This window comes from Cohnella lubricantis, assembly GCF_014212015.1.
Taxonomy (GTDB): domain Bacteria; phylum Bacillota; class Bacilli; order Paenibacillales; family Paenibacillaceae; genus Cohnella; species Cohnella lubricantis.
The window spans coordinates 1-24408 of the sequence record NZ_JACJVN010000022.1 but is presented as its reverse complement, the minus strand read 5'-3'; the positions used below and the strand labels follow the sequence as shown (position 1 = coordinate 24408).

19 protein-coding genes are annotated in these 24408 nt (G+C 56.1%); 11 read left to right on the top strand and 8 right to left on the bottom strand.

The annotated features are described in order from the left end of the window. Window positions 1–554: 554 nt before the first annotated feature. The 4 genes from H4Q31_RS05550 to H4Q31_RS05535 form a co-directional block, all read right to left on the bottom strand. The gene (locus H4Q31_RS05550; protein WP_185178082.1) at window positions 555–2795 is read right to left on the bottom strand and encodes a glycoside hydrolase family 3 N-terminal domain-containing protein; all 2241 of its coding nucleotides are present in this window, start codon (window positions 2793–2795) and stop codon (window positions 555–557) included. Window positions 2796–2935: 140 nt separating this feature from the next. After that, window positions 2936–5044, bottom strand: coding sequence for a carboxypeptidase-like regulatory domain-containing protein (locus H4Q31_RS05545; RefSeq protein ID WP_185178081.1), 2109 nt, complete (start codon window positions 5042–5044; stop codon window positions 2936–2938). Further along, entirely contained in the window at window positions 5022–5381 is a 360-nt protein-coding gene (locus tag H4Q31_RS05540; RefSeq protein ID WP_185178080.1) for a hypothetical protein, read from the bottom strand. The genes H4Q31_RS05545 and H4Q31_RS05540 overlap by 23 nt, the downstream gene beginning before the upstream one ends. Beyond that, a complete protein-coding gene (locus H4Q31_RS05535; RefSeq protein WP_311771690.1) occupies window positions 5350–5907 on the bottom strand; it encodes a sigma-70 family RNA polymerase sigma factor in 558 nt (185 codons plus the stop codon). The genes H4Q31_RS05540 and H4Q31_RS05535 overlap by 32 nt, the downstream gene beginning before the upstream one ends. A gap of 152 nt (window positions 5908–6059) precedes the next feature. Here H4Q31_RS05535 and H4Q31_RS05530 point away from each other — a divergent pair, with 152 nt between their 5' ends. The 5 genes from H4Q31_RS05530 (at window position 6060) to H4Q31_RS05510 (ending at window position 12750) form a co-directional block, all read left to right on the top strand. Continuing rightward, on the top strand, window positions 6060–6482 hold the full coding sequence (locus H4Q31_RS05530; RefSeq protein ID WP_185178079.1) for a VOC family protein: 423 nt from the start codon (window positions 6060–6062) through the stop codon (window positions 6480–6482). Further along, window positions 6482–7261 carry an RNA polymerase sigma factor gene (locus H4Q31_RS05525; protein ID WP_185178078.1) on the top strand — a complete coding sequence of 260 codons (780 nt, stop codon included), beginning with the start codon at window positions 6482–6484 and terminating at the stop codon, window positions 7259–7261. Before H4Q31_RS05530 ends, H4Q31_RS05525 begins: the two co-directional genes overlap by 1 nt. Window positions 7262–7266: 5 nt before the next feature. Beyond that, entirely contained in the window at window positions 7267–7761 is a 495-nt protein-coding gene (locus H4Q31_RS05520) for a DinB family protein (protein ID WP_185178077.1), read from the top strand. Between the two features lie 293 nt (window positions 7762–8054). Then, window positions 8055–11288 carry an endo-1,4-beta-xylanase gene (locus H4Q31_RS05515; RefSeq protein ID WP_185178076.1) on the top strand — a complete coding sequence of 1078 codons (3234 nt, stop codon included), beginning with the start codon at window positions 8055–8057 and terminating at the stop codon, window positions 11286–11288. Between the two features lie 217 nt (window positions 11289–11505). Next, complete coding sequence (locus tag H4Q31_RS05510; protein WP_185178075.1) at window positions 11506–12750, top strand: DUF4153 domain-containing protein; 1245 nt, start codon at window positions 11506–11508, stop codon at window positions 12748–12750. On the opposite strand, the gene H4Q31_RS05505 is transcribed toward H4Q31_RS05510, so the two are convergent. Next, window positions 12747–13292 (bottom strand): DUF1697 domain-containing protein, encoded by a 546-nt coding sequence (locus tag H4Q31_RS05505; protein WP_185178074.1) that lies wholly within the window; start codon window positions 13290–13292, stop codon window positions 12747–12749. The two genes, H4Q31_RS05510 and H4Q31_RS05505, sit on opposite strands and share 4 nt — an antisense overlap. Before the next feature lie 140 nt (window positions 13293–13432). Here H4Q31_RS05505 and speD point away from each other — a divergent pair, with 140 nt between their 5' ends. From speD to rarD, 6 genes are all read left to right on the top strand, one after another. After that, a complete protein-coding gene (gene speD, locus H4Q31_RS05500) occupies window positions 13433–14239 on the top strand; it encodes an adenosylmethionine decarboxylase (RefSeq protein ID WP_185178073.1) in 807 nt (268 codons plus the stop codon). Window positions 14240–14413: 174 nt separating this feature from the next. After that, window positions 14414–15022, top strand: coding sequence for a GNAT family N-acetyltransferase (locus tag H4Q31_RS05495; RefSeq protein ID WP_245347290.1), 609 nt, complete (start codon window positions 14414–14416; stop codon window positions 15020–15022). Between the two features lie 37 nt (window positions 15023–15059). Next, on the top strand, window positions 15060–16838 hold the full coding sequence (locus H4Q31_RS05490; protein ID WP_245347291.1) for a glycerophosphodiester phosphodiesterase: 1779 nt from the start codon (window positions 15060–15062) through the stop codon (window positions 16836–16838). Between the two features lie 111 nt (window positions 16839–16949). Beyond that, on the top strand, window positions 16950–17609 hold the full coding sequence (locus tag H4Q31_RS05485; protein WP_209703559.1) for a stalk domain-containing protein: 660 nt from the start codon (window positions 16950–16952) through the stop codon (window positions 17607–17609). A 112-nt stretch (window positions 17610–17721) separates the two neighbouring features. Continuing rightward, entirely contained in the window at window positions 17722–18672 is a 951-nt protein-coding gene (locus H4Q31_RS05480; protein WP_185178071.1) for a DMT family transporter, read from the top strand. Then, window positions 18672–19559, top strand: coding sequence for an EamA family transporter RarD (gene rarD, locus H4Q31_RS05475; RefSeq protein WP_185178070.1), 888 nt, complete (start codon window positions 18672–18674; stop codon window positions 19557–19559). The genes H4Q31_RS05480 and rarD overlap by 1 nt, the downstream gene beginning before the upstream one ends. A gap of 64 nt (window positions 19560–19623) precedes the next feature. Here the strand turns inward: rarD and H4Q31_RS05470 are convergent, their stop codons facing one another. Genes H4Q31_RS05470 through H4Q31_RS05460 form a run of 3 tightly spaced genes read right to left on the bottom strand, consistent with a single transcriptional unit; the run spans window position 19624 to window position 23896 of the window. Further along, window positions 19624–21738, bottom strand: a complete 2115-nt coding sequence (locus H4Q31_RS05470; RefSeq protein ID WP_185178069.1) for a CocE/NonD family hydrolase — start codon at window positions 21736–21738, stop codon at window positions 19624–19626. 4 nt (window positions 21739–21742) lie between these two features. Beyond that, complete coding sequence (locus H4Q31_RS05465; RefSeq protein WP_185178068.1) at window positions 21743–22906, bottom strand: dipeptidase; 1164 nt, start codon at window positions 22904–22906, stop codon at window positions 21743–21745. A 15-nt stretch (window positions 22907–22921) separates the two neighbouring features. Continuing rightward, window positions 22922–23896 carry an ornithine cyclodeaminase family protein gene (locus tag H4Q31_RS05460; protein WP_311771691.1) on the bottom strand — a complete coding sequence of 325 codons (975 nt, stop codon included), beginning with the start codon at window positions 23894–23896 and terminating at the stop codon, window positions 22922–22924. Window positions 23897–24408 lie beyond the last annotated feature (512 nt).

Genomic DNA, 24408 nt, shown 5'->3' with positions numbered 1-24408 from the left:
TCTCTCCGTGCGGACAAATGATTTCAATATTGTCATTACCTCCATTGCTTCGGACTGTTAATTAAAAATCGAATCCCAAATTTCCTCAACGATTGCCCAATAAACTCTTCGAGCAGGTTGTCCATATTCTTGGGAGGATAGTTGTTGTAGCAGTTGTTAATCTATCCTCACATTTGTTCATCCGTGAAGGGACATATGAAGCTGTTGATCGTTGAAGATGCGGAATTGCTCATTCATGGAGATGAGGATCGACTCAGGCAGTTGTTCATGATGCGTTAGGAGGGATATCAGAACACGATTTCCGCTTGAAAGTAGGGATTCACTATCCCAGGATACTATAAATGAGTTGCTGAGGTATTGTACGGGAAGGTATCAAGCTAATGACGCAGAGATAACGGAATTTTGGAGTAATCTAGGGCGATCAACTTCCTCTGCTTCGTAAATAGAAACTTCTTGCTTTCCGTCGCTGCCCTCTCTGGCGTTCTTGAGCAAAAGGGGTCGTTAAACAAATAAGCCGGCATCATCCCCTAGAAGGGGATTGCCGGCTTATTCATTTATTTCACCTGCACAGGCAAAACGCCTTGAGGCGTTAATTTGCCCAACAATACGTTCAAGCCTGCCGCCAGATTAGGCTCCTGCTTGCCATATACCGCAAGAGCCGATTTGGCATGCTGCAGATAGAGCAATTCATACGGGTTGCCGAGAGATAGCAGCGAATAGCGCTTCTGCTTCGCGTTCAAGCGGTCGATGATGTCTTGGAATGCCGCCCAGCCGAATTGACTCGCGACGTTGCGGAATTGATAGGAGGCAAGGATGACATAGTCCGCTTTGTCCATCGCTTGCGTGGTCTTCGCTTGGCCGATTACCGCGACCTCCGTCGTTAGATGCTGCGAAGCGCTTGCCACGGCGAGCTGCTTCTCGAGCTGCTTGCCCGTGTCTTCGTCGGCAGCGGCGATCACGACATGATCGCCTTGGCGAATCGATTCGATCGGTCCGGCGAGCGTCGTTGCCGCGCGTTCTGCGATCTCCCGTTCGATCTGGCGATGGGCGGCCGAACCGATGACGGTCGGCAGAGAGGACAGCCGGGCCGGGAAGTCGTCGTTGCCTTGATCGAACAAGCCGTACTTGAACTTGAGCTCCAGAATGCGCCTCACCGACTCCTGGATTCGGTCCTCCGAGATCGTCCCGTTCTTGACCGCCTTCACCAGCGTCTCGTGCGCGGCCGCCGAATCTTTGGGCGTCAGGATGATATCCACGCCGGCGGAGACGGCGCGAACAACGGCATCCTCTTCCCCGAAGTGCTCGGCGATCCCTTGCATCGTGAAGGCATCGGATATAATAACGCCTTGGAATCCAAGTTCTTCTCTCAGCAGCCCGGTGAGCACCTTCTTGGACAGCGTTGCCGGAATCGGAACGCTGCTGCCGTCCTTGCGGGAGACGGCATGCTCGTCGTCCACGGCAGGAAGCGCGATATGAGCGGTCATGATCATGTCCACTCCGGCGTCGATCGCGGCGCGGAACGGCTTCAGCTCCACCGCATCCAACCGTGCGCGGTCATCGTTCAACACCGGCAAGCCCAGGTGGGAATCGACGGAGGTGTCCCCGTGCCCGGGAAAATGCTTCACAGCCGCAATCACGCCGGATTGCTGCAGCCCCTGCATGGTCGCCAAGCCAAGACGCGACACCAGGTCCGGATCCGAGCCGAACGAGCGTATGCCGATGATCGGGTTGTCCGGATTGCTGTTCACGTCCAACGAAGGCGCGAAGTTCAATTGCAGCCCGAGCGCCTGCATCTCCTCCCCCGTAAGCTGGCCGGCGGCCCGCGCCAGATCGGCATCATCCACAGCGCCTAGCGCCATCTGCCCCGGCAGATTCGTGCCTCCGGGCAGCCGCTTGATGACGCCGCCTTCTTGATCGGTCCCGAGGAACAACGGAATGTCTCCCGCCCGCGTCTGCAAATCGTGCGTGAACGTCGCAACCTGCTTCGCGTCGATTATATTGTTCTCGAACAAGATAAATCCGCCGGGATGCTGATCGTTCAGAGTCTCCTGGAGTCCCGCGTTCATCGCGGTGGTCGACTTGCCGTTCCATTGCTGGAACTTGGGCATGAGCATCTGTCCGACTTCCTCGCTCACCGTCATGTAAGACATCAGCTTATCCCAATCCTGCGTCTCAATGGCGGCGTTGCGTTCATAATGGATCACCCGGGCGAGGAATACCGCGAATTCCGCCCGCGTAACCGTCTGATCGGGTCGATAGGTGCCGTCCGAATAACCTCCGATTAGCCCGTTGGTGCTCATCGTCCGAATCGGATCAGAGGCCCAGCTGCCTTCGATATCCGATAGACGCACCGGCTGCGTTCCGTTCGTCAACTCATAGGCGCGGGTCAGGAACGCGGCCGTCTCCGCGCGCGAGATCGGTTCGTCGGGACGGAAAGTGCCGTCCGTGAAGCCGCGGGCAAGACCCGACTGCGAAGCGACGGAGATGACATCGTAGAAGGGGTGCGCCGGCGACACGTCCGTGAAGCTTGGGCTTGCGCCAGTCTGTGCCTGCGGCTGCAGCTCGCGTACGAGAAATGCGATGGCCTGCGCTCGCGTCACGGCATCGGAGGGACCGAATAATCCGTTGCCGTAGCCGGATACCGTGCCGCGATCGGCCATATATTCAATGCTGTCCGCGGCCCATTGCGAATACTTGAGATCGGTGAACCGCTCTTGAGCGGCGACGGACCCGGTCCAGATGCCCAATGCGCCTACTATGCCTACAGTTAGTCCAATCGATAGCTTGAGCTTCATGTTGTCCGCCTTTGTGGAATATTGAATATGTCTAAGTACAGACGCGATAAATTCGCTAATGTTGCTTCGTAATCGCGACTTCCGCATTCCAATAATTTCCGCGTTGATGAGGCGGCCTTGGCATGGTAAGCCGCTTCATCTCAATCGACTTTGGATAACGCCTTGATGAATGCCTTCATAGCCGGGTATTCCGAATCGGCTGTCCAGTCTTCTAACCGCTTCTGATCTCCGCCGAAGCAAACGCGCAGCGCTTCTCGCAGCTTCGTGAAGTATGAATCTTCGCTCGAGCCTTGGCTTTCTTCTATCAAACCGTGAACAAGCTCGCTCCAGTCCGGGTTGTCTTCGCCGTAATAGGAGCGTTCCGGATACTGGCGAGCGAGCTCCTCAGCCCTATCCAAGTTGCCGGCCGAATAAATGACGCTCGCGATGTAACTGCCGATGAATCGATTCGAGGGATCGTTCTCCTGCGCTTGCCGGAGCTCCGCTTCGCCCTCTTGCACTCTTCCTTGCTTCAGCAGCAGTATGCCGTATTGGGCTTGAGAGTAACTCTCTACCCTTCCTTGCCGCGCTTCCTTCAGCATGCCGTAATACCGGTCGACTTCAGGCCAATTCCCGATGCTGCCATAGTAGTTAACCAAGGAGAACAAGGTATTTCCGGTCTCATCGATGCTCGCCAGCTTCTCAAGATACGGTACTGAGGCCGCATCGAGCGGCCGTTTGTCATCCGCAGCCTTCACCTCCAGAAGCTTAACGATCATCCGAAGGCTATGCGAATCTTGCTCATCGCGTTCATAATCCGCTTGGTACTCCAGCAAGGCTTCGTCCATGCGTCCAGCCAGCAGCAGCTGATCGGCTTCGGTAAGCGTGCGCTCCTTCAAATAGAAGAAAGGAAGACGCCCCATCGTCTGCTCGTTCAATCGGTAACCGTTGCTTCGCGTCAACAGTCTCCCGTCCGCATCGTAGGCTTCCACGCTCCAGGAGAACCGGCTGGATGGATCGGCGAACCCGAGCAGATTCGAGGGATCCGGAATGTCCTTGTCGCCGAATTTTTTATACGAATAGCCGCTTTCAACGCTGTAGAGCGTATCGAGAGGCAGTTCGATGGCATTGCTCTCGATATGATCCTTGATTTGGAATCCTATAGTACCGTTCTCGATTGGGAAAGTCCCGTTCAAGGCGTAGTAGGCGGCTCCTTCGACGGGCTCCCATTCGAAATGGACCGTCTTGCCGGTAATGACTTGCTGGTCCACTGGGGAGCGCAGCTGGATTAACCTTTGGAGGGTAATGTTGCGCGTCAGATTCTCTCCTCCCCGAAGGTCGATCCACTCCTCGTTATACTTTACAGGCCGCGTCCACCCGTCGATCTGCCCGAAGGTAAGGCCGATGTAGATCACATAGCTGCCGGGGGCAACGCCTTTGAAGCTGAAGCTGCCGGCCGAGTCGGTTAATGTCTGGTAAGGTTCGCTGTCCACAAGGCTATGATAGGTATCCTTGCTGCTTCGCAAGAACACCCCGATACCCGCCATCGGCTGGCCGTCGCTTCGTTTAATGGTTCCGGATACGCTTGAAGCCGCAGCCGAATTGTCGCGCTGTTCCATGATCCGGGTCTTGAGCTTCGCGATACTGTCCTTCAGATACGTATTCTGCCAGTTCGGCTCTTCACTCAATTCGGTCAACAAGCGCTCCGCCGTCTCGAATTGTCCGGCATCCGCGTAGATTTTCGCGCGGGCCAGCATGAGCTCTCTTTTCTGACTATTGTAATTGCTTGTTAGCCTATGTTCCGTCTGCTCCAGCGCGCGAGCCGCATCTTCGGGACGGCTTAGAATTTGATATTCTAAGGCCAATTGCTTCGCCGCGCGAACTAAATAGCCATCGATTGGACCGCTTGCTGCATAGGCTTCCAAGTACTTGACTTTCTCTTCTCCTGTCCAGCTCGGCGCATCCGGAGACGACGTTACCTCTGAGGTATAAGTCGTACCATCTCCTACGATGACGTTGAATCTCGTCGAGATCGATTCCGAGCCGTTCTCAATCATATACTGCCGGATAAGCGCCCACTTATCGTCACCGGACGAAGTATCTATTGCGTGCAGCAGTTCATTCTTACCGCCCGCCGCCCCTTGCTCGAAGTGCTTCTTGGCCATCGCAACCTCTAGCCTAGGCAGCACGATTAGCTGAAGACAGATAAACAAGGCGCACAGGGCGATGACGAGCGAGAAGAGATGCTTAACTTTGATCTTGAGCTTCAACGCCTCTCACCGCCTTCTCGTATTCGTCCTTCCAATAGGTGTTGCCTCCGGCTTCCACGAGCTGTCTCTCGGCGCGGGGCATCACCGCTGCCCGTTGCCGGTTGTCCGTATTCTCTTGTAATTGAGCGACGAACAGAATCGCCAGCAGCACGGCGAAGCTGGCGCCTATCGGAAGAAGCGGCAGCTCGAACTCGTAATTCCACAAGGCGCGCAGCTTGGCCGGTAATGAACGGGGATGGGTGCGGTCCAACACTTCCGCGCTTCTAAGAAAACGCAGATCCCCGAGTTCTTCATCCAACCTATCTCTAATGAACTGTTGCTCTTCCTCCGGTCTCATTCGCTTCCTCCTGTCTCTCCAGCATGAGTTTGAGTTGAGCCCTGCCTCTCGCCAGCCTAGCCTTCACCGTATTCTCGTTGCTGCTTGTCTGAGCTGCGATCTCGGCTACGTTCAATCCGTTGTAATAAAATAGTACGATCGCCTCGCGATATTTGTAATCCAGCTCGAGCAGCGCTTCGCTTAACTTCTCGTTGCGCCAGGTGCCGATCAGAAGCTCCTCCGGGCCAGGTTCTTCTTCCTCGACCATTCGTTCCACGTGAGCTAGAGGCAATATTCGGCTCCAGCTCCAGGTTCGCGTTCGCATCCGGCATTGGTTCACGGCAATGCGCAGGAGCCAGCTTTCAAGCCGGTCGGGATGTTGGAGCTGGCCGATCTTGCGATAGGCCTGTATGAACGTGTCCATGACGGCTTCTTCCGCGGTTTGCTTGTCTTTGACTAATAAGTAAGCCGTACGCATCAATACATTGCCGTATCGCTCCATTAACGCTCGAAGCGCGGCTTCGTCTTTATCCCTCAAGCCCTGCACGATATCCAGAGAGCATCCTCCTTCCCCTATGTAAGATGCTTCTCGAACGAGTTCGGTTGCGCAATGCCGAGAAATACTGTGCGCCCCCGTATCTTTTGATGGATTTTTATCGTTATTAGATTGAAAATGAGGTCAAAGGGGAGTGCTAATCTATGGGAAAAAATATCGCGTTCGTATCCAGCATCTTCATTCCGGTAACCGATATTGCACGTTCGGAGGAGTGGTACGTTCGAATGTTCGATCTGGAGACGATTGAGAGGACCGATTATCGAGTCGCGCTCGCGTTCCCTAACGCTCAAACATTGGTTCTCTTGTGGAAAGTGGAGAAGCCGCAGCCTGTCGAATTCCACACCGGTGAACATCCGATGCCTTACTTCAATTTCACTTCGTACGATATTAACCAATCGTATCAACAGCTTAAAGCAAAGGGTGCGAAATTAAGCGAAATCTACGTAGAGGAAAATCACAGGTTTTTCAAAGCATTCGATCTAGACGGGAATGCCGTTGATATTGTAGAAGAGACGGGGCAAACGCCGTATTTTGCACACAAGGATAAATGGAGGAATTCAAAATAGTGCCGCAGAGGGGCTGTTCGGATGCAGGCTATGAGACGTTCGCGGAGATGACGCTTCCGCTGCAAAGCGATCTAAGACGGTACTGTCTGGCTAAGGCCGGCTCGTCTTGGGATGCGGACGATTTGCTGCAGGAGTCGCTGATTAAAGCTTATCGTTGGCATACCCGGTTCCCAAACCGGGAGATTACGAAGCCATTCTTGTTCCGAATTGCCGCCAATGCATGGGTTGATATATGCCGCAGCCGCAAATTGCAACCCCAGGTCGGACAGCTCGAAGCGTCCCTCAACGGTTCCTATGAGGAGTGGAGCGGGTGGGATGTGCGCGAGGCGCTCGAACTGCTGTCCGATCGTCTCGAACCTAAGCAGGTTGTGCTTATCCTGCTGATCGATGTGTTTCACTTTACCGCCAAGGAGACGGGGGTGCTGTTCGGACAATCCGAGGGTTCGGTGAAGGCGGCATTGAAGCGGGCGAGGACGAGGCTGAAGACGGCCGTTGAACGCCATCCCGAATATTGGGACGATGCGGTGATGACAGCTCCGCGCCGCGGACTTAGCCTTGAGGTGTTCGAAGCATTGGTCGACGGATTTCGCCGCGCGGACCCCTATGCGATATTCCGTTCGTATCAGTCTATGATCGACGATGGGGCTGTGGTGGATCGGATCGAATGGCACGGCAACACGCTCTATTTCACCATCATCGACCCCGACGGCAATGTGTTGACCATTACAGAGAAGTTGAGGCGGCAAGATGGACAGAATCCTTCGAGAATCGAGGAGTGATGGCGTTGCTCGAAATATTGAAGCAGCAATACGACTATATCAGATCCGCTAGACAGAACATGTTCGCGTTCTTGGAGGAGCTGCCTCCTCAAGTGTTGCATCAACCGGTGCCCGAATTTGGACGCGGAACGATCCTTCAAACCTATCTGCATGTCGTGGACTGCTACCGGTTCTGGCTGGAATCGTTCGCGTTCAAGAAGATCGCTGAGCATTGGGATGTTACCGTACACGAACGCGCCGATGTGAAGTATGCCCGTGAGCGATTCGCGGAAGCGGATGAACTCGTACAACGGTTCTTGGACGAGTATCGCGATCGTTGGGATGGACCGATCGAGCTGGACGAGAGCTGGCAAGGTTACCCGAAGGCGCCGACTCCATTGCTGCTGTTAACGCATGCGCAGACACATGAATTCCATCACAAAGGCCAGATCGTATCGATGGCAAGACAGTTGGGTTACCCGCCGCCGGCCGATGATCGTCTTGGCGGACTCTTCACCTGATTCGAACAGGATAGTTAACTCAATCTTGTTGTCTATTAATCACTCACCTAAAGTATTCAGATTACTCGGCTTGAAACATCGCAATAATTGGGAAGACTGGAGCAATATGTTTGAAGAGTGCTGTTAATCATTTACAATAATAAACATGAAAGCGTATTCTTATATATGTAATAGCCAACAAGACAAGGGAGAAAACCTTTAATGAAAGGGAGGAACTCGGAATATGACTTAATTCTCGTGAAAGAGCAGGCCTTACTCCATTTATATCATTAGAAAAGGAGGCTCTATCCATTATGCGCAATTTGAAGCGGACTCTTTCTCTCGCATTCGCCGTCTCTTTGGTTATCCCAACCGTTATCCCTGCAACGGCCGCCGCGGAAGATCCCGTCTCCGGATCGCAGGCTACTCCCGCCGGGCTGAATTATGATCAATATCCGGCGTTGAAGGACGTCTACAAGGATTACTTCACCTTGGGAATCTTCGGCAGGGGCGAGACGAATGCCTTGATTCACAACTTCGCCGAGTATGCGCCAGGCAACGAGATGAAACCCGAGAGCACGCAAAATGTCAAGGGCACCTTCACCTATGATAGCGCTGACACGGCATTCGATAACCTTGCCAGCCTGAACCCGGACATGGTGTTCTACGGGCATACGCTGGCATGGCATTCACAGTCGCCAACTTGGATGTGGGACGCGCCGCCGGCCAGATACGATCAGCCGGGCACGTTCGACAGAGCCACCGCTCTGACCAATCTCGATAATCATATCGAGAATGTACTCGGACACTTCGGCGGACGCCTGAAAGGCGTTGACGTGGTCAATGAAGCCATCGGCACTTCAAAACCGGGAGACTGGAAAGCCTCGTTGGCCAAAGGGGAAGGCTGGTACAATGCACTCGGCTGGGAGTGGGTTGAGCTTGCCTTCTTGAAAGCGGCCGAAGTAGTTGACAGTCACCCTGACTGGGATGTCAAGCTGATCTACAACGATTTTGGTCTCGACTCGCCAGACAAAGCGCAAGTGGTATACGAGATGGTCAAGGACATCAACGAGCGGTATCAAGATGTCCGCCCGAACGGCAAACCGCTGATTGAAGTTATCGGCATGCAGGCGCACTACAATTTGGACACGAACGTCGAGAACGTCGAGAACAACATCAAGCTGTTCGCGACGCTCCCCGGTGTCCACGTTAATATTACCGAGATGGACATTGGCACTCCGCCTATCGGCACTCTCACCCCGGAGAACGAGAACAACCAGGCCATGAAATATGCCGAGTTGTTCCGGATTTACAAGAAGTATGCCGTGGGTTCATCCAACACGACGAACAACCCGAAGGTCATCGATCGCGTGAGCATCAGCGGCGTGAGAGACGCGACTACCGGCTGGCGTGCCGGTGAATTCGCGCTGCTGTTCAACTCGGACGGATTGGCCAAGGAAGCGTTGGTGGCGGTACTGGATCCCGACACGTATCTGTCGACGCATCATTATATTGAGCCAGAGACAGGTCCGGAGCAAGAGCCTGTAGACGGTGTTCATGTCTATGATGCGGGCAATGGAGACGGTTGGACCGGCGCGAATATCATTCTGGGCAATGATGCCGGCCAGTGGCCTTGGTCGACGGCGGGCGCCGACGGCAAAGCAGCTCTCATTCCGGAGAAGGACGCAACCTACCGTCTCACCTTCAATTACACCGCGAAAGGGACGACCGCCATTCGCGTGCGTTGGATCAAAGATGACACCAACGGCGGCTATACAGATGCGGATGGGGCGGTTGTCAACAATTATCCATATTCAGCCGATCAAGTAGCCGCCACGATACCTGCTTACTTCAACAGCGGCATGGTGAACATGGGAAGCTACACCTTAACCACTGAGATTAAATTGGACGGTTCCCAGCCCGCCAACGGCCTGATTGGCAACATCGCCATCCGCGGCGGCGGCGGCGGCAACGCCTACTCGATCAATTGGATCACAGTGGAGAAGATCGGTACCGGCGGCGAGCCCGATCACTTGCTGGTCCAATGGCCGAAAGTGAGCGACGAACCTGCCGCCGAGCCTGCCGCACCGGCCAATGTCACTGCGCAAGCGAGAAGCACCAGCGTCATTGAGATCAACTGGGCAGCTTCGGACAATGTGATCGGATACAACGTTTATCGCTCAACTTCTGCTGACGGCAATTACAGCCAGGTGAATACGCAACTAGTTACCGACACGAAGTTCCAAGACAGCGGTTTGAAGGCATCGACCACCTATTACTACAAGGTAACAGCTGTCAACGATGCCGTTGAATCAGAACGATCTGTCGCAGCGCAAGCAACAACGAAAGGTAAGAGCACCAATCCGGGTACTCCAATACCACCGGCGAACCAGACTCCTGCCCAGCCGGGCGAGGTGAAGGCAGAGATTGATTCAAGCGGTAACGCTAAAGCTGCGGTCTCAGCTGAGGACATGCAGAAGGCTGTGTCCGAAGCCAAAGCCGGCACCTTGAAATTGCAGGTGCAGGATATTGAGAATGCCAAGCAGCTTACGGTCTCCATACCGGTTGATCAAGTGAATGCAGCCGCAGAGGCTGGCATTCAACGCATCGAGATTGCCTCTGGACTCGCGTCTGTACAGGTGCCCGTATCGATATTCGAAGGTGGCGCTGGCAATGCCAATGTGGAATTGAACATAGCCAAGGTGGACAGCAGCATGCTGTCCGAAGAAGTACGCGGAATCGTAGGTTCGAACACGGTATACGACTTCAACCTGAGCGTTGGCGATCAGAAGATCACCGACTTCGGTCAGGGTCAACCGGTTAAAGCGGCAGTGCCGTATACGTTGAAGCCTGGCGAGAGCCCGGGTCAGATCGTGATCTACTACTTATCGGAAGATGGTAAGCTCGAAGTGATTAAGAATGGCCGTTACAACAAGGATACGGGCATGGCGGAATTCAACGCGAAGCACTTCAGCAAATATGCCGCCATCGCCAATCCAGTAACGTTCAACGATGTCGAAGAAGTCGCATGGGCGAGAGAAAGTATTGATGGATTGGCTGCGCGCGGAATTGTTAACGGCGTGACGAAGGAATCGTTCGCGCCAGGCAATTCGGTGACAAGAGCCGAATTCATCCAGATGTTAATGCAAGCACTTGACCTAAACCAAGCGGGCGCAACAAGCACCTTCTCGGATGTCAAGCAAGGCGCGTGGCATTACGAATCGATCGCTTCGGCTCAGCAGCGCGGAATCGTATCCGGTCTGGCTGACGGATCGTTTGGCATCAACAACAAGATTACTCGTCAAGAGATGGCGGTAATGGCATACCGGGCGATTCAGAAAGCAGGAACTAAGCTGAACCAAGAGAGTGCGGCAGCAGGCTTCCAGGATGCGCAAGAGATTGCAAGCTACGCCAACGAAGCGGTGACGGCCATGCAGCAAGCAGGCATCATCAATGGCGTCGGCAACGGCAAGTTCGATCCTAAGGGAACGGCAACACGCGCTCAAGCGGCAGTCATTGTGTATCAATTGTTGATGTCTATGGACTGAACGGATCCCATAATGTGAGACGAATCCAGAACACCTTCAAGAGTAGGCTCCCATCTCGTTAGATGTGGAAGCCATCTTGGAGGTGTTTCTGGTTTTTCGCTTATTTATCAATAAAAACATCCTCCACAAAGACATATATTTATTGTAAAACGATAAATTACGTGTTAAAGTAAAAATGAATTAACAAGAGCGATTCGTTGATTGGGGAGGTATATCGATGGGGATTAACAACCTCATTCTCGCAAATCTGGATAACCCGCCTGAACTGGAGAGGGTGTACAGGAGAGATCCCGATGCGTTTAAGCAGGCATTCTCCTATGCGTGGGAACGAATGCCCGATTCGCGGGTGCTTGCCGTTTGGCACGCCAGATTGCATTTCAAGGAGACAGCTCATACAGAGAAGACCTCTTCGCTACAGATGGACTTCATCGTCATGGGCCTATTAGCTATTCTCGCAGGGATCTGCACCAGGACCCTTATGTATTTTGTCGAGCAGGAGGCTGTGGCGCCGATCAATCTTATTTTCGGAATCATGCCCTTCATGGCTGCCTTCTTCGCATACAAGAATGCCCCGAACAAGAGAGTGATCTACACCATCGCTTCGTTATTCGCTATCTCCATCGTTTACGTGAATATTCTGCCGCTGGAGCAGACTGACGGCATTCTGCTGGCGTATCTGCATCTGCCCGTGTTCCTATGGATGCTAGTGGGGCTTGCCTTTGCAGGCGATGAATATAAAGCAGGCGCTGCCAGATTAGCTTATCTGAAGTTTAATGGGGAATTTGGCGTTCTATACGCCATCATGGCCATATGCGGCATGATCCTTACCGTCTTAACGATGCAGTTGTTTAGATTTGCCGGTGTTGATATATCGGAATTCTATTTCGAGAATGTGGTGTTATTGGGCGCTGTTGCCCTCGCTATTGTGGCCGCCTACCTGGTAACCAGGAATCTGAAGCTCGCGAAGAATATAGCGCCTTATATAGCCAGAGTGTTTAGTCCGCTTGTCCTTGTCACGTTGGCGGTCTACCTTGTCACGGTTATCGGGGTCGGGCAGAATCCGTTCTTGGACCGCGACTTCCTCTTGGTCTTCAACGGAGTTCTGCTGAGTGTGCTGGCTGTCACCATATTCTCCATCACCGAGCGCGGCACGAACGAGCAGAAGAACGTATCGGACTATATCAATTGCGCCTTGATTGCGCTTGCTCTTATTATCGACAGCGTGGCTCTGTCGGCCATCGTGTTCAGGCTATCCTCCTATGGGATTACGCCTAACAGACTTGCTGTTCTAGGCATTAACTTGCTGATCTGGGCCAATCTCATTTGGGTTATGCTGTCCTATCTGCGTTTTCTGCGGAACAGAGCCGGAGCTTCAACCATTCAAGACGCGGTTACGAAGTATCTGCCGGTCTATGGCCTTTGGGCGGCGGTCGTCGCTTTTATGTTCCCGCTCATTTTCTAATGTTCGGCAGCCAGCATCAGTTCGAATAGCTTGCGAGCCGTGTTCACGTTCCGGACGGTGACTTGGCGGTAGAGCTTCGTGCCGATGATCTTGTTCATGCCGCTCTTGTTCGCGTGCTGCCGTTCGTATGACCAGAGAATGGCGCCTGGCACGCGGATGACATGGTCGATTCCCGGCTTGATGGTCAATTGCTCAAGCATGGACTCTTCGCTAATGTCGTCCCAGAGATAGAGCACGTCGCTTCTCATGTCCTGATTGTTCGCCCAGTGTTCGGGCAAGGAGGCCATGATCGTCCGGATCTCGTCCAATGTGCGGACTAAGACTTTGATGGACAAGCCGAAGTCGGCGGCGATAGCCTCTTCCAGTTCTGCGGACAATTGCAGCGCGGAACGACGATCATCTGTGAAAATAATGTTTCCCGTATTAATGTAGGTGACGACATTACGCAACCCGATTCTCTCGAAGGTCATCTTCAGCAGCTTCATGTCGACCTTATTGTGGCCGCCAACGTTAATGCCTCGCAGTAAGGCTGCGAAAACCATGATTACCCGCCCCCAACGTGGAAGAATCTCAAAGTCTATGTTCTAAATTATACCAGGGAATGCAGCGGATAGTCAGAGTGATCAGATTAATCTTGGACGAACCGGGATACAATACCATTGTCCAAGGGAGGCAAGGTCGCATGGAATTGACGAAGGAACAGCGCATAACGCTGCACGGCTTCAACAATCTGACGAAGACGCTCAGCTTCAATATGTACGACATCTGCTACACGAAGACCAAGGAAGAGCGGGAAGCCTACTTGTCCTACATCGACGAGCAATACAACGCGGATCGGCTGACGCATATCTTGAACCATGTAGCGGAGATCATTGGCGCGCATGTGCTCAATGTGGCTAAGCAGGATTATGTGCCCCAAGGTGCCAGCGTCACGATGCTTGTATCGGAAGGGCCGGTTGTAGAGGTGCCGGGAGAACATTATGAGGAATCGCCCGGTCCGCTTCCGAGCTCCGTTGTCGTCCAGATGGACAAGAGCCACATTACCGTTCATACATACCCGGAGTTCCATCCGGATGAAGGCATCAGCACCTTCCGGGCCGATATCGACGTCTCTACCTGCGGGGAGATCTCGCCGCTGAAGGCGCTGAATTACTTGATCAACTCGTTCGATACGGACATCATGACGATGGATTACCGGGTACGCGGCTTCACCAGAGATGTGACCGGCCATAAGCTGTTCATCGACCACGAGATCAGCTCGATTCAGAATTATATCCCGGACGACATCAAGAGCCAGTACGACATGATTGACGTCAACGTGTATCAAGAGCACATTTTCCATACCAAGTGCAGGCTTAAGAAATTTGATCTGAACAATTATTTGTTCGGATATACACGCGATGCGTTGAGTTCAGAAGAAGAGGCGACCATCATCGAGAACCTGAAGTGGGAGATGGATGAGATCTTCTATGGGAAGAATCTGGAGTGAGCAAGCGGGTTCTTCGCCCTGCTGAACGAGATCCTGACGGGAACTTCCCCGCCGGGATTTTTTTGTATTGTTGGTCAAGGAATGGGGCCGTCACCTTGCCGGGAGCGGGTTGGAACAGGGAATGCAAATAATCGGCGCTATTCTTCATTCATACGATAGGGGCGGGCTGATAGGATGTGGGAAGAAGGAGAGATGTTCATGCATATCAATCCGAATCTGACGCTTGAGAATCACAGAGCGGTGCTCGTCCCTTTGCAATCCGAGCACATCAATGAGCTAGCTAAGCTGTTGAGCGATCCTAGGATTTGGGAACTCACTTGGAGGAAGAACACCACGCGAGAATCGGTTAAGCAGGCCCTTGAATTAGCTCTGCTGAATAAGGAAGCGGGAACGCAGCTGCCCTTCGTGATTCGAGACGCTGCTTCGGGCCGTATCGCGGGGACGACTCGGCTTGGCGACCTGGATATGCACAATCGCAGTGTCGAGATCGGCTGGACGTGGCTCTCTCCGGAGTTCTGGGGAACGGGACTTAATTCGGCCTGCAAGCACCTTCTGTTGAAGTATTGCTTCGAAGAGCTTGGCGTGATCCGCGTTCAATTCTCCGCCAGCGGCCGCAACGCAAGGTCCCAGAGGGCGTTGGAGAAGATCGGGGCCGTTCGGGAGGGCGTGCTTCGCCGGCACCGCCTTGACGCGACGAACGGCGGCGCCGTTCACGATAATGTCATCTATAGCATCCTGGACAGCGAATGGTCCCTTGTTCAATCGCGAATTCCATTCATATAATAAGATAGACTGACACATATGACTGGACTGATTCTCGATGTCGATGTTTAAACTGCTGGGCAGAAGTATTCGAGACTTTCGCAGGTTCTCCGCTAAGCTGCTGCTGTTTGAATTGATGTATATGCTCGTTACGAGCGCCGTGGTGCTTCCGATCAACACGTTCTTGTTCAACCGCATTCTTCGGGTGGTCGGATCCGGCTCGCTGCTTAACGGGGAAGTGTACCGGATCGGACTGAGCTACAGCGGTATGGCCGGCCTTCTTCTGATCGGACTTGTCGCCTGCTTCACCCTGCTGATCGAATTGTTCGTGCTTATCGTTCTTGTCCAACAGCATTACTTCGGCAAGTCGATCACGATTACGGACGCGGTGCTGACTGCGCTGCGCCAGACGCCCAAGCTGCTCGGCTACGGCATGTTCCAGCTCATGCTGCTGCTTCTTCTGTTAATTCCGTTCGTGGACTCGCCGCTGTCAGCCTCCTTCTATGCGCTGTTTAATGTGCCGATCTTCCTGAACAATCAAGTGCTGCACGCCTCCCATTTGATGATTGCCGCTTACATTCTGCTTCTAGTTGGCGCGTTGTATACGCTGCTTCGGTGGATCTTCGTGCTGCACTTTATTGTGCTTGAAGGGCTAAAGCTTCGGGAGGCGATTCGAGGCAGCCTGATCTTGACGCAGGGCCGGCGCTGGCGCCTGTTCGCCGTGCTGCTCCTGTTCAATGCGGCTATGCTCACAGCCATCTCTGCTGTGGTGTCCGCGCTTGGCCGAATCCCTTCGTGGCTGGATATGGACGTACTGGCGCTCGTGTCCTCGCATTATTCCCTGACGCTCTCTACCCTGCTGACGTATTTGCTGGCGCTTCTGCTTCTGCCGATTAATATTCTCCTGCTGACAAGACTCTACTATACTCTGAGCCGGTCCATGGGGATGAGAGCGAGAGACCGGCTGAACGTGAGGCCCAGCCGCATCGGCCGATTCGAGAGCCGCATCGCCGCCTGGTGGAGGGGGCTTCGACGCAAGCGCGTGCTGTTCGCCTCGGTCGCCGCTGCTTACATTGCCTTGTCAGCGTTCATCGGCTTGCGTGCGAATGATAGCCTGGTGTATGCGGAATGGAGCGTTCTCATTGCCGCGCACCGCGCCGACACGGCGAACGCGCCGGAGAACTCGCTTCCCTCTATCATCTCGGCGATCAACAAAGGCATGCAGGTAGCGGAGATAGATGTCCAACTGACCAAGGATGGAGTCGCGGTGTTAAATCACGACCCCGATCTCAGACGCGTAACCGGCTCACGGGCGACCGTCTCCGAACTAACCTTCGCGGAGGTGAGGCGGCTGTCCATCGGCGAGGATGAGAACGGCAGCCCGATTCGCATCCCGTCGCTGGCCGAGGCGCTCTCGCAGGCGCAGGGCCAGATCAAGCTGCTGCTTGATCTGAAGCCATACGGCTCCGGCGAAGCGCTGGCGGACGAGGTCGTCCGTCAGCTCAGGGTCGCCGGACTCGAAGAAGAGGTGCGCATCCAGTCGTTCGATCCCGCATCGCTGCAGCGGATTCGGGAGCTGGCTCCAGAGATCAAGATCGGGAGAATTCTGTACTTCGCGCTTGGCGACTTATCGGAGCTGGACGTCGACTTCTATACGATCGAACAAATTATGCTGACCGACCAGCTGGTGAATCAAGCCCATGCCGACGGCCGCGAGGTGTGGGTCTGGACGGTCAACACCCGGCGGGACATGAAGGAGGTGCTGAAGTTCCAGATCGACGGCATGATTACCGATTATCCGGAGACGGCTCAGTCGATGGTAGAGGTTGCCTTCTAGCTCACGCACCATTATAGAGCCCGGGCTCCGCCTTGAAGCCGTGCAACAATCTCGTCCTGCATCTCGTTAGAGATGAAGCAAGTATCATCAGGGATTGCGGAGGACATGGTCATGACGAAATATAAGCTCTTAGCCGGACTTCTTGGAACCGCCGTGCTGGTCAGTCCGCTCGCCGCGCATGCGGAAGACGAGGCTGCTCCGCAATATACCGTTCTGGATGGCAAGTATTTGGACGACCGCGTCTACATGCCGCTCCGGGCAGCGGCGGATGGGATTGGCGCTGTGACAACATGGAATCAGAAGACCAAGACGGCGACGGTCGAGCTGAACGGCAAGAGATTCGAAGCGACAGTCGGCCCATACGTCAAGCTGTTCGATAACCGCATATACGTTCAGTTCAGGCAGTTCGACAGCACCTTTTTCGACCCGAATCACATCATCTGGCAGCGAGAGCATCTTCAAGCGTCTTCGGATCGCTTCATTATTCAAGTGGCTCCCTTGAAGGACGCGGAAGCGGTGAAGTTCGCTACGAATGCAATCGCCAAGAAGCCGCAAAGGAAGCAGTTCCTGAAGGATACCGATGGATTCTTCGCCCAGGAGTATGTGTACTGGGAAGGCTTCGACAAATACAAGGTGATTTATAACTCGGAGTGGAACGCCGACGGCGAGTACTACTCTTCTACCATCGAAGCCAAGATGAAGAAGTCCAACCATCAATGGGTCATTTATTCGTTTAACTACGGCGTGAATGGGATGCTGCCGCCGCATTGACCGACACCCGAGACAAGCGGGGGGATCCCCTATATAATGGATTGCAGAGTATGGCGGCCAGCCGCCCTTGCCCTGCATTTTTTTTATCCATCGAGAGTAGGAGCGACACCGCATGAATCAGCGCAAATCTTGGATATCCAATCTCTTGCTCTTGCTCACGGCCTGCATCTGGGGGTTCGCCTTCGTCGCCCAGCGGCAGGGCATGTCTTCGACCGGGCCGTTCACCTATAATGCGGTTCGCTTCGCGCTTGCCGCGTTGTCGCTCATACCGCTCATTGTATGGCTGGATCGCAGGTCCGGCCGCACCGCCGTCCAGAAGAAGGCGGCTAATCGATCGGCTGCCGCGAATGGATTATGGGTCGGCTTGTTCCTCTTCGCGGGGGCGTCCTTGCAGCAGATCGGACTGTTGTATACGACAGCCGGCAAGGCGGCCTTCGTCACCGGATTGTACATGGTCATCGTGCCGTTCCTCGGCTTATTCCTAAAGCAGCGGCTCGGCTTGAATGGATGGGCAGGCGCCGTGCTGGCGCTGATCGGCCTCTATCTGCTCTGCGTCACGGACGGTCTTCGGCTCGGCAAGGGAGACTGGTTCGAGCTCATCGGCGCGTTCTTCTGGGCTGGTCATATTCTAATCATCGACAAGCTGTCCCGGAACACGGATCCGCTGAGGCTGTCCTTCGTCCAGATCGCCGTCTGTTCGGTGCTCAGCTTTATCGTCGCGGCGGCGGCGGAGACCATCGAGCTCTCAGGATTGCTGGAGGCGGCGGTTCCCATCCTGTATGGAGGGATCTGCTCTGTCGGGATTGCCTATACGCTGCAGATCATCGGCCAGAAGAACGCGCAGCCAACGCAGGCGGCTATTATACTCAGCATGGAGACGGTGTTCGCCGCGATCGGCGGCTACTTGATTCTGAACGAGCTGCTTGGCACGCGGGGCGTTCTCGGCTGCCTATTGATGTTCGGCGGCATGCTCATTCCGCAGCTTCCATCTATCCGGCTGGGTAAGCGCCGCAGTATAATGGATGGCGCGGGAACGATGCATGAGACGAGAGGACTTGAATGATGAAGCAGGGAATTGGTTATGCCGTATTGTCGTATTTGGCATGGGGACTGCTGCCGCTCTATTGGCGGCTGTTCCAAGACATGCCGGCGTGGGAGGTGCTCGCGCACCGGATCGTCTGGGCCTTCGTCTTTGTAGCGGTACTGGTCACGGCCGCCAAGCGGTGGAAGCAGCTCAAGCAGGTGGTCTCCGGCAAGCGCAATCTCATTGCTGTCGGGCTGTCCTCGCTGTTCATCAGCGCGAACTGGCTGGTCTTCATCTGGGCCGTCAATAACGATCACGTGGTGGAGACGAGCCTCGGCTATTATATGAATCCGCTCATCAGCATTCTGATGGCGGTGATCTTCCTGAAGGAGCGGCTGTCGGCCGGGCAGTGGATCGCTATTGCGCTGGCCGGCGCCGGCGTGGCGGTCATGGCGGTCGAATTCGGCAGTCTCCCGTGGGTATCGCTGGTGCTGGCCGGTTCGTTCGCGCTGTATGGCCTGGCGAAGAAGGCGGTGAAGGTCGACGCGCTGCTCGGGCTGACGTGGGAGACGATGATCGTATTGCCTCTGTCGCTGGCATATTTGCTGTTCCTGCAGACGCGGGGAGAGAGCACGTTCACAGAGCTTCCTATTGTGCAAATGCTGTTCTTGCTCCTCGCCGGACCTGCGACCGCGCTGCCGCTGTTCTGGTTCGGGAAGGCCGCGAGCCTGCTGCCCTTGTCTGTCGTTGGCTTCATCCAATATATCTCGCCAACGACCAGCCTGCTGCTCGCCGTCTTCGTCTTCCATGAGCCGTTCGAGGCATCCGAGCTGGTTGGCTTCGGGTTCATCTGGCTGGCGCTGATCGTCTATAGCGCGGCTTCGTTGATGAGGTCCAAGCCGGCGAATCGGCTGACGACGGGATGATATGACAAAGAGAGATCCTCTTCGGATGAGAGGATCTCTCTTTATTCATGATAGGGTTCAGCTTCTATGCCCGCAGAACCGGAAGCCGCACGTGGCTCGGGTATGCCTCCGAATGATGGATCGTCTGTGTCGCCAGAATCGGCGCCGGGTCGTCGTACGGATTCAGCCCCGTATTCGAGTTCGGGAACGCGACGAACTTGCTGGACGACGTCACCGAGAAGCGAATCCGGTGTCCGGCAGGGAAGCGATGGGCAATATTCGGCATGAAAATATCGAATCGCTCGACCTGGCCCGGCGTCAGCAGTTCGGGCTTGTCATAGCCGCGGCGATACTTCGCGCGGACGATGTAGCTGGACAGCAGGATCGAGTTGTTCGCTTCGTCCACGTCGCTTAGCGCCACGACCCAGTCCGTATCGACGGCGGAGCTTGCCGCATAGAGGATGGCGGACAGCTCGCCTGCGATCGTCAAGTCCTCGACCAGCTTGCCGCTGGTGTAGCACAGCACGTCTTGGCGCAGCTCGATCGTGCGGCGGTTCTCCGGCTCCCGCTCGCCGGCGTCTGCGACTGGATCTTCCGGATTGTAGATGTACTGGTCGGGCGCGCTGCCGGGGGCCGGCGCGCTTGTTCCCAGCGTGCCGTCGCCGAACGCCGAGTTCGCCCGCCCGTTGCTGCCCAAGTAGAACGGGGTGACGGCCGATTCGGCAGGCGTCCAGTCGGCGGACGTACGCCACTTGTTCTCGCCGACAACGTAATAGCGGGCTCTCGGCTCCTCGTCGATGCCGTTGGCGACGCCCTTGAGGAAGCGGTCGAACCAGCGCAGGACGTTTGCGTCGTAGTCGTAGACGACCGCGTCTTCGCCGAAGGCGGCGCCCTTCAAGTCGCGGGCCCGGTTCGGTCCGTGCTCCCACGGGCCGAGCCAGATCTTGCGGTTCGGCACGTCGTGCTCCGTGAGCAGCCGCCACGTCTCCGAGACGCCGGCGCTGTCGCCGTCGTACCAGCCGGAGATGACGAACATCGGCGCCTGAATTTGATCCGCGCGCTCGGAATGGGTGCAGCCCCGCCAGTAATCGTCGTACTCCGGATGTTCGCTCCACAAGTCCCAGGGCCCCGACGCCTTGCCGATCATCTGGCGCGGGATATCGCGGATCGGCCTTGCGTCGACGGCCTGGGCCGGATCGACGGTAATGCCGGCGAAGACTTGGAAGTCGGTGCGCGTGCCGACCGACTGCGCCAGCGTCCAGCACAGCAGCGGCCAAGAGCAGACAGTGCCGCCTCTGCGGACGGTGTCAACGAACGGGGAGCCGACGTTCACTTCGTTGACGACGGCCTTCAAGTTCGGATGGCCGCTCGTCGCGGCCGCCATGACGACGTAGCCGAGGTAGGACGCGCCCCACATGCCGACGTCCCCGTTCGACCAATCTTGGGATACGATCCAATCGATCGTGTCGCTGCCGTCCTCCCGCTCATAGTAGAATGGCACGAGCTCGCCTTCGGAGTCCGCGCGGCCGCGCACGTCCTGGTTGACGACGGCGTACCCCTTGTTCGCCCAGCGCATGAAGCTCTCCTTGCGGCCGTTGCGGTCATAGCACGTCCGAACGAGAATCGTCGGCAGACGGGTGCCCGGCTCGATGCCCTCCGGCAGATAGACGTCGGTCGCTAGCCTCACGCCGTCCCGCATCGGAACGAGATAGGTGCCGAGATCGTTCACGCCATACGCCGGCTTGGAGAGCAGCGGATCGTCGTAGACGGCGAGCGGCGTCAGCTTCTCCAGCCCTTCGCGGACGATGATCTCCATCCCGTATCGGTTCGGGCATAGCCAAGCGATGATCTCGCCGTCCAGCGTGACGATGTCGACGGCCGTATCCTCGCGCTTCGCCCACACCTGGGAGGTGCGCCCGCTGTCATCGGAGTAGGTAATGTGGCGGTGGTAAATCTCGCCGTTCTCCGTCTCGACGCGATCCCCGTTCCACTGCGCCTTGCGGTAATGCGGCAGCGCTTCGCGGATCTTCTGGAGCGGAAGGACGTACTTCGCGCGGTCGTCCAGCACATCCTCTTGCAGCTGCGTCCGCCGTCTGGCATTCACTTTGGCGTGCATCACCTTGTCGTCCGTGAACCGGATTTTCCCCTCATAGACACCTGCGCAGTAGAAGTTGAAAATGCTGTTGTTGGCGGTAGTCATCGCCTCATCGCCCCCAGACCTGTTCGAATACGCGCAGCCAGTTGCCGCCGATGATCTTCTCGATCTCTTCATCGTCATAGCCGCGGGCGACGAGCCCTCGGGTGAAATTGATGAACAGGCCGTATCGCTCCAACCCTTGAATGAGCTCCGTCGAGGGGCCGTCGCCTTGGGCGAAGCCGAGCTTCGGCGCGATGTGCTCCTTGAAGTAGACGAGCGACCAGTCGACGTCGCTCATCGGCCAGTCGGTGCCGATGCCGACGTGGTCGACGCCGACGAGCCGGACGATATAGTCGATATGGTCCAGCACATGGTCGATCGTCGTCGCGTTCGGATCTTCGTGAATGAACCAAGGCATCGCGAATACGCCGATCACGCCGCCGGTCGCGGCGATCGCGCGAAGCTCATCGTCGCTCTTGCAGCGGCGATGGGGATAGACGGCTTCCGCGCCGGTGTGGGACGCGATCACCGGCTGCGTCGACAGCCGGCAGGCGTCGAGCGTCGTCCGGGCGCCGCAGTGGCTCGTGTCGACGACGATGCGGAGCTCATTCAGCCTGCAGATGAACTTCATGCCGAAGGCGGACACGCCGCCGTTCGCCGGTTCCATGCAGCCGGACGCGATCAGGTTCTGGTTGTTGTACGTCAGTTGAAGCACGCGAAGGCCGAAGCCGTGAAGCGCTTCGAGAAGGTCGAGGTTTCGTCCGAGACCGGCCGGGTCTTGCGCCGTCAAGATGCCGGCCTTCAGGTTGTTGCGCTTGGCTTCCCGTATATCGGCGGCGGTCAGCGCTTTGACGAGCCAGGGGAAGCGGTCGAACTGCTCCTGCGCTTCGCCCATGCTCGTCATGATGGCTTCCGGACTCGATAGATCCAGCTCGCGGTTGCCCGCCGTGATGCCGGAGCGGTACCATTCGTCCTTGAATTCGGGAAGCTCGCCGCGGACCGACAGCTGGCGGAGCCGCTTCGCGGGCAGCGCGCTGTACGCCATCGGGTCTTCTCTTAGCGGCTCGCATTCTTCCTTGATTCGGTCGGATAGATTAGTAGGAATGACGCTAGGGGATAGAGGGCCTTGGAAGAGCAGGTCAATGACGATGCTGCGGTCGTGCAGCTCCTGCGCTCTCTCTTCTTGTTCTGTTGTTAGGTGAAAATCGTACCGTTCTTGACGATCGCTCACGATGTCACGCTCCTCTTAGATGGCGATAGATGTGCCTTTGCCTAGCTGTTTGGCTTGTTCGTACACGTAGGTTGCCGCCGCGAGATCTTCGACGGCGAGGCCGAGCGATTTGAACAGCGTTAGCTGCTCGTCCGACGTTCTTCCTTCGACTTGGCCGAGCAGCGCTTCGCCGATCTCGCCGACGATGTGCCCGCTGCCGATCACTCCCTCTTGGAGCGGGATCAAGTAATCGCCAGCTTCGTGAACGGCGGATTGGCGCCGGTCGACGTAGAGCCTCGCCCTTCGGACGATGGCGGAGCTGAGCTCCCGGTCTGGGGCCCGGCAGGCGCCGACCGCGTTGATATGCGCGCCGTCGGGGATCCATTCGTCCTGCAGGACTGGCGTCGTCGACGACGTGACGGTGCAGATGACGTCGGCGTCCGCGACCGCCTGCTCGGCGGAGTCGCACAGCTGCGCGGCGAGGCTGTCGCCATACTTGGCGGCGATCTCGCTCTGGAAGCGGAGCGCGTGGGCCCGGCTCGGGCTCCAGATGCGCACGCGCTCGATCGGCTTCACGAGCAGCATCGCCTCGAGATGGCTTCGCGCTTGCTCGCCGCTGCCGATCAGCGCCAGCGTGCGCGAGTCGGGCTTCGCCAGCAGCTTCGTCGCGGCGGCGCTGACGGCGGCCGTACGGATGGCGGTCAGCCGGCGGCCGTCGACGATCGCGTTCAGCGCGCCCGTGCCGGCGTCGAACAGCGCGACGACGCCTTGATGCGAGGGCAGTCCGCGGTCATGATTGCGCGGGAAGACGCTGATCAGCTTCGCGCCGACCACTTCTTGGCGGGCGAGGTACGCGGGCATCAGTCCCATCAAGCCGCCTTGGCGGACGGGGACGACGGATCTCAGCTGCTGCTCGGCCTGTCCGGCGGACAGGTCTTTTAGCGCATTTTCCATAATCCCGATGCATGCCTCCAGGGATAGTAACTCAGACACTTCGTTGCGATCGATCACTAACACGCTGCGCTCACCTGCTTCCGCTTCCGAATGGTAGAGTAGATAGGACTGAGAGTTGGTCGAGTAGATAGAGTAGATCGAGCTGATAAGGCTTGTAAGGCTGTTAGAGCTGAGTAGAGCTGGTAGAGCCGGTAGAGCCGGTAGAGCCGGTAGGGCTGATAGAGCTGAGTAGAGCCAGTAGAGCTAAGCGGGACTGGTATATATAGGTATATATGGAAGTTCTGGTATAACTAATTAGATCTGGTAGGGCTGGCAGAACTAAGTGGATCTGAGTAGATCCAGTAGAGCTAAGTAGGGCTGAGTAGAGCCAGTAGAGTTTTAACTCATTCTATGCCTAAGAGGATGTGCGCCACAACCCTAAATGCTGCAAACGTCCCACGGCAGCGCGCACCAAGGCACCAAAAGTGCCTTGTTCGCGGCCAGCCCACGCGGCAGCGCGCACCAAGGCACAATAAGTGCCTTGTTCGCGGCCCAGCCCGCGCAGCAGCACGCAACAAGGCACAATAAGT